The sequence below is a fragment of the uncultured Mailhella sp. genome (assembly GCF_963931295.1).
GTDB lineage: Bacteria > Desulfobacterota > Desulfovibrionia > Desulfovibrionales > Desulfovibrionaceae > Mailhella.
In genome coordinates this window covers 884,863-899,781 of the sequence record NZ_OZ007001.1, presented here as the reverse complement: position 1 = coordinate 899,781, position 14,919 = coordinate 884,863, and the positions used below count along the sequence as shown (strand labels likewise).

12 protein-coding genes and 2 tRNA genes are annotated in these 14,919 nt (G+C 50.9%); 13 read left to right on the top strand and 1 reads right to left on the bottom strand.

The features are described from left to right. Positions 1–142: 142 nt before the first annotated feature. From ABGT79_RS03565 to ABGT79_RS03505, 13 genes are all read left to right on the top strand, one after another. A complete protein-coding gene (locus ABGT79_RS03565) occupies positions 143–919 on the top strand; it encodes a pseudouridine synthase (RefSeq protein WP_346665038.1) in 777 nt (258 codons plus the stop codon). A 234-nt stretch (positions 920–1,153) separates the two neighbouring features. Continuing rightward, positions 1,154–2,689, top strand: coding sequence for a leucyl aminopeptidase (locus ABGT79_RS03560; RefSeq protein ID WP_346665037.1), 1,536 nt, complete (start codon positions 1,154–1,156; stop codon positions 2,687–2,689). 195 nt (positions 2,690–2,884) lie between these two features. Then, positions 2,885–3,670, top strand: coding sequence for a tRNA 2-thiocytidine biosynthesis TtcA family protein (locus tag ABGT79_RS03555; RefSeq protein ID WP_346665036.1), 786 nt, complete (start codon positions 2,885–2,887; stop codon positions 3,668–3,670). 101 nt (positions 3,671–3,771) lie between these two features. Then, positions 3,772–4,389, top strand: coding sequence for a phosphatase PAP2 family protein (locus ABGT79_RS03550; RefSeq protein ID WP_294485532.1), 618 nt, complete (start codon positions 3,772–3,774; stop codon positions 4,387–4,389). An 82-nt stretch (positions 4,390–4,471) separates the two neighbouring features. Beyond that, positions 4,472–4,546 (top strand) — tRNA-Gln (locus ABGT79_RS03545). Between the two features lie 13 nt (positions 4,547–4,559). Continuing rightward, positions 4,560–4,636 (top strand) — tRNA-Glu (locus tag ABGT79_RS03540). Between the two features lie 132 nt (positions 4,637–4,768). Next, positions 4,769–5,122 carry an Arm DNA-binding domain-containing protein gene (locus tag ABGT79_RS03535; RefSeq protein WP_346665035.1) on the top strand — a complete coding sequence of 118 codons (354 nt, stop codon included), beginning with the start codon at positions 4,769–4,771 and terminating at the stop codon, positions 5,120–5,122. A gap of 693 nt (positions 5,123–5,815) precedes the next feature. Continuing rightward, the gene (locus ABGT79_RS03530) at positions 5,816–6,109 is read left to right on the top strand and encodes a hypothetical protein (RefSeq protein ID WP_346665034.1); all 294 of its coding nucleotides are present in this window, start codon (positions 5,816–5,818) and stop codon (positions 6,107–6,109) included. A 420-nt stretch (positions 6,110–6,529) separates the two neighbouring features. Next, positions 6,530–6,886, top strand: coding sequence for a hypothetical protein (locus ABGT79_RS03525; RefSeq protein WP_346665033.1), 357 nt, complete (start codon positions 6,530–6,532; stop codon positions 6,884–6,886). Between the two features lie 244 nt (positions 6,887–7,130). After that, positions 7,131–10,430: a type ISP restriction/modification enzyme gene (locus ABGT79_RS03520; RefSeq protein WP_346665032.1), complete on the top strand. Its 3,300-nt coding sequence runs from the start codon at positions 7,131–7,133 to the stop codon at positions 10,428–10,430. Positions 10,431–10,454: 24 nt separating this feature from the next. Beyond that, positions 10,455–11,708 carry a three-Cys-motif partner protein TcmP gene (gene tcmP, locus ABGT79_RS03515; protein ID WP_346665031.1) on the top strand — a complete coding sequence of 418 codons (1,254 nt, stop codon included), beginning with the start codon at positions 10,455–10,457 and terminating at the stop codon, positions 11,706–11,708. Next, positions 11,705–12,475 (top strand): radical SAM protein, encoded by a 771-nt coding sequence (locus ABGT79_RS03510; protein ID WP_346665030.1) that lies wholly within the window; start codon positions 11,705–11,707, stop codon positions 12,473–12,475. Before tcmP ends, ABGT79_RS03510 begins: the two co-directional genes overlap by 4 nt. 204 nt (positions 12,476–12,679) lie before the next feature. Then, positions 12,680–12,817, top strand: coding sequence for a nucleotidyl transferase AbiEii/AbiGii toxin family protein (locus ABGT79_RS03505; RefSeq protein WP_346665029.1), 138 nt, complete (start codon positions 12,680–12,682; stop codon positions 12,815–12,817). A gap of 1,231 nt (positions 12,818–14,048) precedes the next feature. Here the strand turns inward: ABGT79_RS03505 and ABGT79_RS03500 are convergent. Further along, positions 14,049–14,915 (bottom strand): NAD(P)-dependent oxidoreductase, encoded by an 867-nt coding sequence (locus ABGT79_RS03500; protein ID WP_346665028.1) that lies wholly within the window; start codon positions 14,913–14,915, stop codon positions 14,049–14,051. Positions 14,916–14,919: the final 4 nt, after the last annotated feature.

The window sequence follows — 14,919 nt, the reverse complement described above, 5'->3', positions numbered from 1 at the left end:
CTGGCCTTGTTTCTTTATTAAAAGGAAAAAGGTATCCGCTGCGGCGAATGGTCTTGACGGATGGTATGATAGCCCACATTATCCCGATGTGCCAGTGGAGAAAGACGACTTTTTTCGGGGCGGAGCCCCGCAGGAGGAGAGAGTGGCGGAAGGCATCAGACTGAACAAGGCGCTCGCGGATGCGGGAGTGTGCTCGCGCCGCAGTGCCGACGAGCTTGTGTTTGCCGGAAGAGTTCGCGTGAACGGCATTGTGGCGGAAAGCCCCGGCGTGCGGGTGCAGCCCGGCGACGAGGTGTCGGTGGACGGGCGTCCCGTGAGGCTGAAGGAGGAGAGTCGGCAGCCCTGCTGGCTCATGCTCAACAAGCCCGTGCGCATCGTGTCCACGGCGAGCGATCCGGAAGGACGCGAAACCGTGCTCGATCTCGTGCCCGAGCCGTGGCGGCGTCGGCGGCTGTTTCCCGTGGGGCGTCTCGACTTTTTTTCGGAAGGGCTGCTTCTGCTTACCGACGACGGAGAACTGGCGCACCGTCTGACCCATCCGCGCTGGCATCTTTCCAAGGTGTACCATGTGCTTGTGCGTCCGGAACGGGGCGAGGCTTCGGTGTCGGCGGCGCTTTCTCTCATGCGCCGCGGCATGACGCTTGCCGAAGGCGACAGGCTCGCGCCCGTGGAGGTGCGGGTGCTGCCTTCGTCGCTGCGGGGCGTGCTTTTGGAAATGGTGCTGCATCAGGGCCTGAACCGGCAGATTCGCCGCATGTGCCGCGATGTGGATTTTACCGTGCTGCGCCTGAAAAGAGTGCAGGAAGGGCCGCTGCAGCTGGGAAGTCTGGCTCCGGGAAGAGTGCGTCCGCTCTCTGAGGCCGAGGTGTCGGCGCTGCGCCGCGCCGTGGGACTGGAGACGGGCGCAAAACGCAGATGATGTTTCGCGCCCCGGCGGCGGCCCCTGCGGAAGGCATGTTTTGCCTCGCAGGCCCGGAGCGCGGGGCGTTTTGACGATGTTTCGTGATGTTTCGGAAGTTCGGATGCAGCGTGCGTCGGCTTCCGTCGGCGGGGTGCGATGCCTCGGTGAAAAGGCGGCCCGGGCCGCGCGTGCAGTGGCAGCCGCGTTGCGGCGCGCCCGTAAAAGAAACGACAGTGATGTTTGAGGTGACTTATGGATATTCGTTTTCAGACCGGCGGTCCTTCCCAGTGGAAGGCGGATGTGGTCGTCACGTTTGTTTTTGAAGGCGAAGGCGTGGAAGAAGCCTGCTCTGCGCTTGCTCAGAGTGCTGTCTGGCTCAGCATTGCGCCCGCGTGGCGCGATTTTCACGGCGGCAGGGATGAGTCCGTCATGTTCTACGGACCGCAGGCCATGGAGATTTCCCGCGTGCTGGGCGTGGGACTCGGCAAGGCCGGCAAGGCGGACATGACCGCGTTCCGCTATGCGGTGGGCAAGGCTGTTCGCCGCTGCCGCGACTATGATCTCGCCACCGTGGGGCTTGACGGCGCGTCGCTGGCCCGCGTGGCCGAAAAGCTGGGCGTGAGCTTCGATGCGCTGGTGCGCGAGGCCGTGATTGCCGCGTATCTTGCGCTGTACCGCTACGATCGCTGGAAGAGCGAGAAGAGCCCGCACGCCGATCCCCGCTGGCTGGCCCTGATGCTGGAAGGCGAATACGTGGAGAACGACGTGCGCGCTCAGGCGAGAATGGCCGAGGCGGAAGCGCGGGGCATCATGCTTGCGCGCGACGCGGCCAACGATCCGGCCAATGTCATGACGCCCTCGGCCTTTGCGCAGAAGGCCGAAGCCGTGGCGTCGAAGTACGGCATGAAGGCGCTCGTGCTCGGTCCCGACGCACTTGCCGCCGAAGGCATGAACGCCTATCTGGCCGTGGCCCGCGGTTCGTCCGAGGAGCCCCGCATGGTGGTGGTGGAATATGCGCCCCGCGGTTCGGAAGGGCAGAAGCCCGTGGTGCTCGTGGGCAAGGGCCTCTGCTTTGATTCCGGCGGCATCAGCCTCAAGCCCGCCAAGGGCATGGAGGAAATGAAGGGCGACATGTCCGGCGCGGCGGCGGTGCTCGGCGTCATGGAGGCGCTCGGTCAGCTTGCGCCTTCGCTGGAGCCGAAGCGTCCCGTGGTGGGCATCATGGCCTGCGCGGAGAACATGCCCGGCGGCCACGCCACCCGCCCCGGCGACATCGTGATCGCCAAAAACGGCAAGTCCGTGGAAATCGTGAACACCGACGCCGAAGGCCGACTGGTGCTCGCCGACGCCCTGGCCTGGGCGCAGGAAAAATACGAGCCCTTCCGTCTGGTGGATATCGCCACGCTCACCGGAGCCTGCGCCGTGGCGCTCGGCCCCGACTCGGCCGGACTCTTCGCTTCGGACGACGATCTGGCCGATCTGCTGCACAAGGCCGGCATGGCGCTTGGCGAACGCAACTGGCGTCTGCCCCTCTGGACGGCCATGGGACTTGAGGGCCTCAAGAGTTCCTGCGCCGACATGGCGAATTCCGGCCGTCGCGAAGGCGGAGTCATAAACGCCGCCGTGTTTCTTCAGCAGTTCGTGCGTGAAGGAGTGTGCTGGGCGCACATCGACATGGCCGCCGCGGACAACGGAGAGAGTCCGATCAACGCCAAGGGCGAAACGGGATTCGGCGTGCGCACGCTGCTGAGCGCCGTGTGGGACGACGACAAGGACATGCTTCAGTAAAAATATAGGGCGACGCGCAAAGGCGTCGCGTTTATGAGCGTCGAGGCGGCTCTTTCCGCAGGGAAGGGCCGCCCGCGCGTCATGAGGGCGGCCGCAGGCGATGTCTGTCGCATCTTTGCGGGCGAGGTTTGCGCGGCGTTGTTCGCGCGGCAACACAAGACAGGCGGGCAGGAAGCCCGGCACAGGAGATCAGGGGTGAGCCGTATAAGCAAGCTCAGTTACGCGCAGCAGGTGTGCGTGAAGGCCGCAGGCAAGGCCATGCAGTCCACGGGCATGCTGCATCCGGGCGCGCGCGTGGGCGTGGCCGTATCGGGCGGCGTGGACAGTTTCGTGCTGCTCAAGGTGCTGCAGATCAGGCAGCGCATCGTGCCTTTTCCTTTTGAAATTATGGCGCTGCATCTCAATCCCGGCTTTGATCCGACCAATCACGCGCCGCTTGCCGAATGGCTGGCCAGGGAGGGCATTGCCGGGCATCTCGAAGTCACGGATTACGGCCCCCGCGGCCACTCCGACGAGAATCTGCGCAATTCCGCATGCTTCTACTGCGCAAGGCTGCGCAGAAAGCGCCTCTTCGCCCTGTGCCGCGAGTATCACCTCACTCATCTGGCCTTCGGGCACAACAACGACGATCTGGTGACCAATTTCCTCATGAATCTGGTGCAGACCGGCAAGGTGGCGGGCATGAGCATGAACGAGCCGTTTTTCGGCGGCGCGCTTCAGGTCATCCGCCCGCTCATGCTGCTCTCCAAGGCGGAAATCGTGCGCGCGGCGAGGCAGTGGGAACTGCCGGTGTTTTCTAACCCCTGCCCGTCGGCGGGCAAGACGCGCCGCGCCGACATGATGGACGTGCTCGACGCCATGTGCACGGGCAGCAAGGTGCGGCGCAAGAACATATTCAACGGTCTCGCCCGCTGGCAGTGGGAACAGAACCGTCTCTCTGCCGACACGATTGACGGAAACGCCGGGGGCGGCATAGAGTAGGCAGAACTTTGCGGGACCGTCCCGCCAACGCCTGCGGCGTATCGGCTGCCGGCAGGCTTTCCGTGACTTTGAGGAACTATTGCTGAATACAAGAGGCTCCCATGTTTCAGATTATCGATCAGTCGCTGTTTGAACTCATCAACGTGTCGGCTCATAATGCGGTGTTCAATTTCTTCATGCCCCTGTTTTCTCAGGTGTGGCTCATGTGGGTGGGCGCGCTCGTGTGCGTGATCGCCTACGCCGTGCACTGCTGGCGCAGCTCTCTGGAGCCGGTGGGGCGCGTGCTCATGCTGGTGCTGCTCATGGGCCTCTCCGTGGGCGTGACCGACCTTACCACCAGCGCGCTGAAGTCTTCCATCGACAGGGAGCGTCCCTGTCAGGTGCTCATGGACACCAATTATTATGACGCGGCAACCGATCAGTGGCTGGTCATAGACGAAAACACCACTGAAACCGCCGGTCTCGGCGGCTCCATGCCTTCCTCGCCGTCTGCGGCCTGCATGGCTGTGGCCGTGGTGCTTTCCCTGCTGTTCTACCGTTCCAACCCCTGGGTGTACCTTCTGCCGTTCTGCGTGGGCTTCTCGCAGGTGTACGTGGGCAAGAACTATCCGTTCGATGTGGTGGTCGGATGGCTCATCGGGCTGGTGTCCGTTATTGCCGTATGGTGGATATGTCATTTGATTATCATACGTTTTTCCTCGCATAGACGGCTCGGTTAGCAACAAAAACAAAAAAAATTAAAATTTCCGGAAAGAATCGCTTGACTTCTCCGGCGATTCTGGTAGTTCTCTTTCTCACCGATGGGCTATCGTTCAATTGGCAGGACGTCGGATTCTGGCTCCGATAATCAAGGTTCGAGTCCTTGTAGCCCAGCCACGGTAAACACCGTGTCCCCATCGTCTAGCCGGCCCAGGACAGCGGCCTTTCACGCCGTCAACGGCGGTTCAAATCCGCCTGGGGACGCCAAATGAAATCAACGCCTTGTGAGTGATCGCAAGGCGTTTTTTTTTAAAACCAAATTAAACCAACCTTTGAAGGGCGGTCCTGACTTTGCTGTACGGGTTCTCGAAGTCCAGAGTCGTCCGCTTGCATCCAAACATGTTATGGATATGTCCGCAGGTAGAAATGTGGCATGACATCGCACGGAAAAAAATATTTTTTCCTATGACATATTCTCGTCCAACGAGGGCGTGCCAGGCCTCTTGCCGATACCCTGTCCCTAGTCTGAAATCCGACATCAGGCCCCGCGGGTATTTTGGCGACGACCTGTCTCTCTTTATTCCCACCACAGAAATCAACCTCTGGGGAATGGCCTACCGCTTTGACGGACAGAGCAAATTGCCCAGTTTCGGGGAATATCCTGCCGTAGTACTTAAGGATGCCGAAGAGCGCCGAGAAGACGCGAATCGCATGGTGTCCAGAGGCATCAACCCGTCAGATCACAAACCATAGTTGCAGCAGGCGGGGGAGGTGGAAAAGTTCTGCGGGCGGGACTTCCTTGCCGAAAGCTCACTCTTTAATTGTCCGTCCGCACTGGACGAAATTCTCCTTTATTCTTGAAGAGCTGAAAAGGCGTTTGTCGTCAAGCATCATGTCCAGACAGAGAAAGCAGGCCTGCAACGGAAAGTGAACTAGCTGCGCAAGAAACAGACACGCTTCGGAATACAAGCCTCACAGAAAACAAAGTCATGAGGAAAAAGAGGCACAGGAATCTCAGTTGAAGAAAATGAAGAGAATCATGGAGTTCGGAAATTTTTGCTTCAGGGGGAAATAAGGCCGCTGCATTTTGCAGTGTGTGGAGCGCAGACGTGCCGAACAGCACCAGCCCAAAGAAGAGAAACGGCAGCAGCGATGGGAACAGAAAGCGCGTGACGAAGAGCGTCGGCAGGCAATGACAGCTCGCGGGAGGCGCTAAGGCGCAATCGGAAAATCTTCGCACAGGCCGAAGATATAGCCCACTATGCTTCACTTCGTGAAGCGTGGGCGATCTCCCGCTCGACCGGAAAGGCAAACCGCCAATCCGGGGCATAGCCCCGGCAAACACAGGAAGACCATCATGGCTATCACCTCCACTCAGTGAAGGAGATCAGACAGGATTTCGCCACTCTCAACCTTGCTTCCGTCACTCTGGAGGGGAGTAGAACTATGTTCGTAAAAGAAGACGTCTTCGTTCTGGTCTCGACGCTGGAGCGTATAAGAAAGCGCGGTTTTGGGGTACAGGAGCTCGTCGAACGGCTGTACGAAAAAGGCATTATGGTAAAGCCCCAAACTCTGACCAAATACCTAAGTGAGTTCAGACAGCGGAAGGAAAAGAAGAGAGACCCCCCGTCCCATCTTGAAAAAACGGTGACGTCCGCTTCTTCTGCGCCATCATCCACGAATCAGATAGATGCAACGGTGAATTTGTTCAGCTGGACATGCCTGACAGGATACGGATAACCCTTATTTGTTGAGAGGCAAAGAAGGGCAATAGCCGGTCGTTCAGGAGGTCGGCTTCGGTAAGGTTTTTTTTGTGGTATAGAGTTTGGTTGTCGCCCACTTCGAGTAGTTGTCCACGAAGGTTTACTGATAAATGCGTCCCACGCCTTTAGTCGTACCGACATAAAACGTGTCCTAGCTGTCGAGATAGCCGGGATGATGGCTTTCAAGCTCTCCCGATGCCTCGTCATCCCGCTCTTTACGCTCTAGATCTGTACCTGCGCTTCAGGCTGCACCAGCCCCTACTTAGTGGACATCTTTTCCAGCGACGTCAGGCCTTGCTTCATGATGCAAGATTATGTCGCAGCCAGATGGACCGTACCACGGACGGCGAAGCAAAGATGTCACTTTTACGCAACTCGTTCTGGCTCTAAGTTGTTCATGAGGCGAAAAGACTGTGGCAAATTCCACAACGGCCTGGTCTGCCGCTTCTTCCACCCGGTTTTTCAGGTGTGGCTTTCTGTGGCTGACCTCAAAGAGCGCTTCCTCCCCGCCTGCATCACGGGCAGCCTGCTACCTGTAAAAAGTATCCCTATCCTCCATGATACAACAGGCTTTGGAGATGTTGCCCAACTCGGCGGCAAGATTGAGAAGCCCGGTCTTGTGTTTGATGACGTTTTGGTTGAAACTTTCCATCCGAACTTCGTTGGTCATGGTGCCCGGTTGATGTTTTTTTGTACGTCCATCAAAACGGAGTTTTCTTTGCAAGAGGCTACTGTCAGGTCGAGTCGAAATTAGTTTCCCTTAGTTAAAACGGTGGAGTGTTATTGCCTCGTGTTATTTAAAAGACAGATTCTTTCCGTGCTTCCGTACAGCTTCGTTACACTGTTATTTGGGCTAAAATCCATTGTCCTCCATTTTCCAAAATATAGATTATAAGTTCAAAACAGTGCTCATTTTTTGGTCGCTAGTCTGGGGTTGCATCCTCGACTTTTTATCGTTTTCTTTCTAAGCTCAAACGGTAAACAAAGAGGTATCCTCCATGCCGAATGAACTTTTCGTTGCGCTTTCTACTTTTGCAGATGAAGTTTCTACCAAGCTGAACTTAGTTGGAACGTCAGGAGAGCCTGAGGAGCAGCTTCGCGCTCCGTTTGAAAAGTTTATCCAGACGGCTGGAAATGTTTTTGGGATGAAGGTTGTCCCTATGGGAGAGGTGCGCGTAAAGAATATAGGCAAACCCGACTATGCGATTCACTCCAATGGCTCTCTCTGTGGTTATGTAGAAGTTAAACGAGTTGGCAAAGGCGCTGACCCCACCACCTATCAGGGACACGACAAATCCCAGTGGGAGCGATTTAAAACTCTTCCGTGCATACTTTACACTGATGGTAATGAATGGGGTCTTTTTCAGAGAGGCGAAAGAACATCTTCTATTGTTCGCATGAGCGGTAACATTAAGGCCGAAGGTGCTCGTGCTGTAACACTTAATAACGCCGTAGCCTTGGAGCCTATACTCCGTAGTTTTCTTACATGGAATCCTATAGTTCCTAACGACGCGCAAGAGCTTGCCAAACTGCTGGCTCCGATTTGCCGTCTTCTTCGTTTAGAGGTCGCGGAATCTCTTGAAGATGAAAACTCTGCCTTCCACTATCTCTACCGAGAATGGCAGACCACGTTGTTCCCTGGTCAAAGCCAGGAGCGCTTCGCCGATGCTTATGCGCAGACTGTCACCTTTGCGCTTCTGCTTGCCAATGCAGAAGACGGAAATGTTCTTGATCTGCGCTCGGCGGTGACGAGTTTAAATAGTGGGCACGCACTTCTTTCCAAAGCTCTCAAAGTTTTTACCGACAACCTTAATGAAGACGAGCTTCCTTTTTCTCTTGGGCTGCTACAGCGTACTATAGATGCTATTCCTCGTACGGGATGGAGAAATTCCGGTAGAGACCCGTGGCTTTATTTCTACGAAGATTTTCTTGCGGAATATGATCCTCAGCTGCGAAAAGATTCTGGCTCCTACTATACTCCGGTGGAAGTTGTGCGGGCGATGATTCGCCTGACAGAAAGCGTTTTGAAAGAACGAATGAATATGCTAGAGGGGTTCGCAGATTCTAGAGTCAGAACGCTTGATCCAGCCGTAGGCACCGGAACTTTTCTGTTGGGCATAGTATCTCAGACTCTTGAAGAAATAGCTTCAACCATGGGAGCAGGAGCAACCTCAACGGGTGCTAATATGCTGAAAGATCTGCTCCATGGATTTGAGCTTCAAGTTGGCCCATATTCAGTTGCCCAGTTGAGACTCAGTCGTGCATTGGAAAACTATGGTGCCTCCATGGCCAATAGAGGGCCTAATATTTTTCTGACTGACACGCTGGAGTCGCCAGATGTGACTCCTCAGTTCCCCTCTCTGCTTTCCCGAGAGCTTTCTGAACAGCATCAAAAGGCCTTGGAAATAAAAAAGGCCAAGCCAATCCTGATTTGTCTCGGAAATCCTCCCTACGATCGACATGCTGCGTTCAATGGGGCGAATCGAAAGGAAACAGGGGGATGGATACGTTGGGGAAATGAAGACGAAGATGGCCTATATGATCCTGAAAATGCCCTTCTGGAAGATTTTGCCAAGCCTGTGAGAGATGCCGGACAGGGAGGACAGCTTAAGAACTTGTACAACCTGTATGTGTATTTCTGGCGTTGGGCTATGTGGAAAGTCTTTGAACAGGGAGATCAGGATGCTCCCGGCATTGTCTCCTTCATAACTGCCTCGTCGTTTCTAGAAGGAGCGGCTTTCTTAGGGATGAGAGAGCAGATGCGCCGGCAATGCGATGAAATATGGATCATCGACTTGGGGGGAGAAGGACGCGGAGCAAGAACTGAAGAAAATGTGTTCAACATTCAGACTCCGGTGTGCATTACGTTGGCTGTTCGCTATGGCCGTACAGATGCCAACTCACCAGCCTCCGTTCACTATGCCCGAATCACAGGTACGAAAAATGAAAAGCTGAATACCTTGGAACGTATTACAGCTTTTGATTCTCTGGCATGGGATGACTGTCCTACAGACTGGCAGTCTAAAATGGTTCCTGATGGACAGGGGGAATATTTTACTTATCCTCTTCTCCAAGATCTTTTTCCATGGCAGCAGTCGGGAGTCAAAGCTGGCCGGACATGGGTTATAGGCTCTGATAAAAATTTGCTGGAAAAGCGTTGGAATACCATTTTCCAAACGGAAGACATTGAAGAGCGCAGAAGACAATTCAAAGATTCGCCCCCTTCTACAGGAGGATGTAATATTGATGCCAGTCCCAAAGGACTTTTTACCTCTGAAACGCTCGATCCGATAGCAAAACCTGGAGCTCTTACATACGAAAAGATTGTTCCATACGGATATCGTTCGTTTGACAGAGAGTATATCATTGCAGATGCACGTTGTCTTGATAGACATAGTCCAGCATTATGGAAGACTTTTGGACCAAATCAATTTTATTTTGCTACACAGTTTCCACGAGCAATTAGTTTTGGTCCTGCACTTACATTTTCTGCATTTATTCCTGATCTTAATTATTTTTGTAATCGAGGATCCAAAGATATTATTCCTATGTATCGTGATGCATCTGCTACACAGGCCAATATTGTCGGAGGGTTGATAGATATTCTTATAGAGCAATATAATATAAATGTGACAGCAGAAGATTTTTCAGCATATGTGTATGCCGTTTTAGCACATAACGGTTTTACCGAAACTTTTCATGATGAACTTGAAAGCAAGGAGATCCGTGTTCCTCTTACAAAGGATGCAATTCTTTTTTCTCGTGCTGTTGAGATTGGTCGAAAATTAATATGGCTGCATAGTTATGGAGAACGCATGATACCCCAAGGTCAATCTCGCGGAAAGATTGCTGTAGGTTTGGCAAAATGTGTTGCATCTGTTTCACTCGATAAGTTTCCTGATGATTTTAGTTATGATGAAAGCATGAATACTCTATGCGTTGGCGAAGGAAAGTTTGCCCCTGTAAGGCCTGAAGTTTTTAATTTCGAGGTGTCGGGACTCAAAGTTGTCTCATCTTGGCTCAAGTATCGTACTAAGGGTACAAATAAAAAATCTTCGCCGCTGGACGATATTCGACCGGAAAGCTGGACCTTGGAATATACCAAGGAGTTACTGAATCTGCTATGGATTTTGGAAGCTACATTGGCAAGCTATCCAGAACAGAAAGCTCTTCTCGAAGAGATTCTTGAAGGTCCTCTCTTCATAGCGTCTGAACTCCCCGATGTACCGGAAGAGATGCGGGAAGCTCCGCAGTTCGGTCGAAGACGGACTCGTATGAAGCAAGCTTCTTTGATATAAAAGACTCTCAAAATTGGATGTCGTATGGCAAAGAACAATAACGATTTCTTTGACAAAAAGAAAATTTGGTCGGAAGTGAAAGATAGCCTCTTGGCGTGCTATCTTAGACCTTATTTTCAGAAAATATTGATGACCAGAAAGCCAGTTTTCTATATCGATTGCTTCGCAGGTAAAGGTAAATTCAACGATGGGAATGATGGAAGCCCACTTATTGCTTTGAAGACTAGAGAAGCGAGCCTACAAACTTCGTTAGTTAGTAATAATTTTAAAAAAATCGATATGTGTTTTATTGATTTGAGATATGGAGAAGAATTACAAAAGAATACTAATTTTTATAGAAAGGATGGATATATTCAAATTGTTTCTGGAAAATATGAAGAGAAGATTTTAGACCTGCTTCGTGATAAAGCAGGGTATAATATTTTTCTTTATATTGATCCTTATGGCATTAAAGCATTGGATGCTGGCTTATTCAGTCAATTTTCCTCTTATAATTTTGCCAGTTTCGAGATGCTTGTTAACTTCAATTCCTTTGGTTTTTTTAGAGCAGCCTGTAGAGTTTTGAATGTTGATTGGAGTGGGGACGAAGCTTTCCGTGATATCGACGATCTTATCGTGGAATATGATCCGACAAAAATAGACGCCACAAAAGAATCAGAAGCGTTGCTGACGAGAATCGCTGGCGGCGATTATTGGAAAGCTATTGCAAAGGACTATAGAGATAGAAAGATTACGGGTTATCAGGCGGAAAAGAGGCTGTCCTCTGAGTATAAGAAAAGGTTGAGCACAAACTTTGAGTATGTGCTGGACTTGCCTATTCGCATGAAGGCCGGTCAACAGCCCAAATACCGCATGGTTCATGTTAGCAATCATGAAGATGCTTGTTTTCTCATGGCTCAAAATATGCTCAAAAGAACGGATGAAATTTATACGCATATTCAGAAAGAGAGCCAAGGTTCTCTTCTTGAAGGAAATTCTGGTATTGTTCCCAAAAGTGATGGTGCGTGGATTTCTAAAGAGGACCTCATAAAAGCAATTAAATCTTATTTGGAGTGTATCGAAATCGAAATTAATATAACAAAATTTATAGCAGGATTTATTAGTAAAACAGGTATATTGTGCAATCTTAAGAATATTTATTCCATTTTGACAGAACTGCAGACACAAGAATATCTTGAAATTAGGCGCACACCTTCTATAACGAAAACTGGAAAGCCGTCTAAATTTTGGGAAGAAAAGAAAGGACAAGAAGCTATCCTGAAGAGAGTGATTCAATGAAAAAGGTGAAAGGGTACATACAAAGAAAATCCATGCTTTACATGACAGGTGTTGAGTATGGAGATTATACAATGAATCATGTTCTTGGTTGTGCTCATGGATGCAAATATCCCTGCTATGCTTTCATGCTTAAAAAACGCTTTGGCCAGGTTAAAAGCTATGAAGAATGGCTCAAGCCTTATCTTGTTTCAAACACTCTTGAAATTCTTGAGAACGAAATCCCTCGATTAAAAAAATCTATAAAGTCTGTACATCTATGTTTTACCACCGATCCGTTTATGGTCGGCTATGACGAGATAGTATCCATGAGTCTTGAGTCAATAAATCTATTAAATAGCTATAATGTAAAATGTACAGTACTCACAAAAGGGATATTACCAATAGATCTAGCGTCTTTTTCGTCAAGAAATGAGTATGGAATAACTTTAGTATCACTTGATGAAGATTATAGAAAAGAAATGGAACCGTGGACTGCTACATATGAAGATCGTCTTTCAGCGCTAAAGAAATTGCATGATAAAGGATACAAAACATGGGTAAGTATTGAACCATATCCAACACCAAATATTATACAGCAAAACCTGTATGATATTTTGGAGAAAATTTCATTTGTCGATAAAATTATTTTTGGAAAAACAAATTATAGCAAGACAGTAACTTCATTCAAAAAAAATAAGGATTTTTATAATATTGAAGCCAATAAAGTTATAGAGTTTTGCAAAAGTAGAAAAATTGAGTTTCATATAAAAGAAAAGACATTGAATTAATAGCTCTCCGTGGTCTGACAAAATAAAGTTCGACAAGCGTAGACTATGTTTTGGGAAAATTTTAATAATTTCTAAAGATTATTTTAAATTGATAGGTTGGCTTGATTTTTGTCACAAAAAGAACGGAGTATTATCATATCCAATACAGCGGCAAATGTGGGCCTACACGAGGCTATCATTGAAAAAGACTTTTGGGTTTGTTTTATGCTGGACTACCTCTTTCATAAAAGCCCATGGGGAGAACATTTCGCTTTCAAAGGTGGTACGAGTCTGTCCAAAGCTTACCATGCCATTAAGCGTTTCTCCGAAGATATAGATCTTATCCTTGACTGGCGCTGCTAGGTTATGAGCTTACTGAGCCTTGGAACGAACGTAGTCGTACCAAGCAGAGCCTATTTAATAAGGAAGTAAATCAGCTCACGGCGAAACTTCTTAAGATGGACTTTTTAACTCGGATGAATGGGGATCTGGGCAAACTTATCGGTTGCCAAAATTGCCTATCTATTGCTGAGGATATCGATAATAAAGACTGTGAGCAAACCGTCATATTTCGCTACCCAAAAGCGTTTACTGTTGATAGTATTCTGCCGGAAATACGACTTGAATTCGTCGCGCTGGCAGTATGGACACCACTAGAGGAAAAACGATAACACCTATCATTGGCAAACAGGCCAGAAAACTCTCCCATGCCTATGCGATATGCTCGACATTACTACGATTTGTACTGTCTTTATAATTCTCCATACCGAGATACTATTTTTTCATCGCTAGACCTTCTCAAGCAGGTAAGCGAATTTAAAAACAAGTTTTATTATAATTCGTGGGCAGGATACTCTGAAGCTTAGCCTAGAACATTAAAACTGCCCCCTTCTGCGCATAATCTGGAACGGCTTTGGAAAGACTACCAAGTTATGCGCGCCATGATTTATGGAAAGTATCCAGCCTTTGAGGAACTTATGGAAGCTATGGCTAATATCGAAGCCGAGATAAACAGCTTGCTAGCAGAGAAGCCATTAAGAAGCGTCTGACTTGTGAGTAACCAACGAAGATGTTTTGGTAAAAAACAAGACCGGCGATTCTGCTAAGGCAGTCCAACCTCGTTCGCCAAATATTTTTGGAAAGTGGGTAGATTTGTGGGTATTTTTCTAACTGAAAACATCTATCTTCAATAATTCCAATTGACTACTACTTATAAAAATATCCGCCTGGGGACGCCAAATGAAATCAACGCCTTGTGAGTAATCGCAAGGCGTTTTTTTTGTTAATCTCCTAAGGGGGATGGCAGTATTGTCCGACATCCCCCGCTGATGGAGCATGAGATGCCGCTGAAGAAAACACTTTTCTGTGTGGTGTGGCAGGCCGCGGAGTCACGGCGTCTAAGAAACTTCACTCCGGCTCGTCACGTTCAGCCCCGCGCCCGGCGTCCGTCGTGCGCTTCCGAAGACGAAAAAAGATCTCCTGTCGCAGCATCCAGTGTGCTTGCGGCAGGAGATCTTTGGTATTCGCTATTCCTTGCGTCGTCTCTGAATAAGACGGAGACGGGCGGCAGGCGGCGCAAAGCGCCTCGGCGTTGTTATTCCTTCAGGGCATCGACGCGGGCAATGCTGCTGCAGTCCTCGTCGGCATAGTTCGAGGCGCTGCGGAACAGCGCCGTGGCGCATTCGGCTAGCGGCATGTGCAGTTCGGGATGTTCCGAAGCGCATTTCATGGCTATTTCCATGTCCTTGAGCATGAGGCCGAGGGTAAAGAGCGGCGCGTAGTCTCCCTGCACCATGCGTCCGAAATTGCGGGAAAACTGCGTGGAGCCTCCGGCGCTTTCCTTCGTCACTTCCGCAAGGGTCTGCATGTCCAGCCCGAGCGCCCGTGCAAAACGATAGAATTCCCCGACGGCCGCCAGATTCACGGCCCCCAGCAGATTGGTCATGGCCTTGATGGTCTTGCCCGTGCCCACGGCTCCCAGCCGGAACACCTTTTCCGTCATGGCGGAAAGCACGGGAGATGCGTCGTCGAAATCCTCATCCTTTCCCGCGCCGAGAACCACCAGCGTTCCTGCCACGGCCTTCGGCCTGGCTCCGGTAATGGGCGCATCCAGCACGCGCACGCCCAGAGGGCGGCACAGTTCTTCAACCCTGCGCACGGCTCCGGGCGTGCAGGAACTCATCTCCAGCACGAGGCATCCGCGCTTCACGGACTGCCGGAATTCCTCGCTTTCATAAATATCGAGCACGGCCCTGTCGTCGGGAACCACGCTGACGACGAAATCCGCCCCCGAAACCATGTCTTTCACGGAAGACTTCATGACGGCTCCGTGCCTCGCGGCCTCTTCCGGTCCGGCGGCGCTGCGATGCACCATGACGCGCACCTCATGACCGGCGTTCAGAAGATTGATCGCCATGGGCAGACCCATGCTGCCGAGTCCGAAAAACGATACAACAGCCATAACG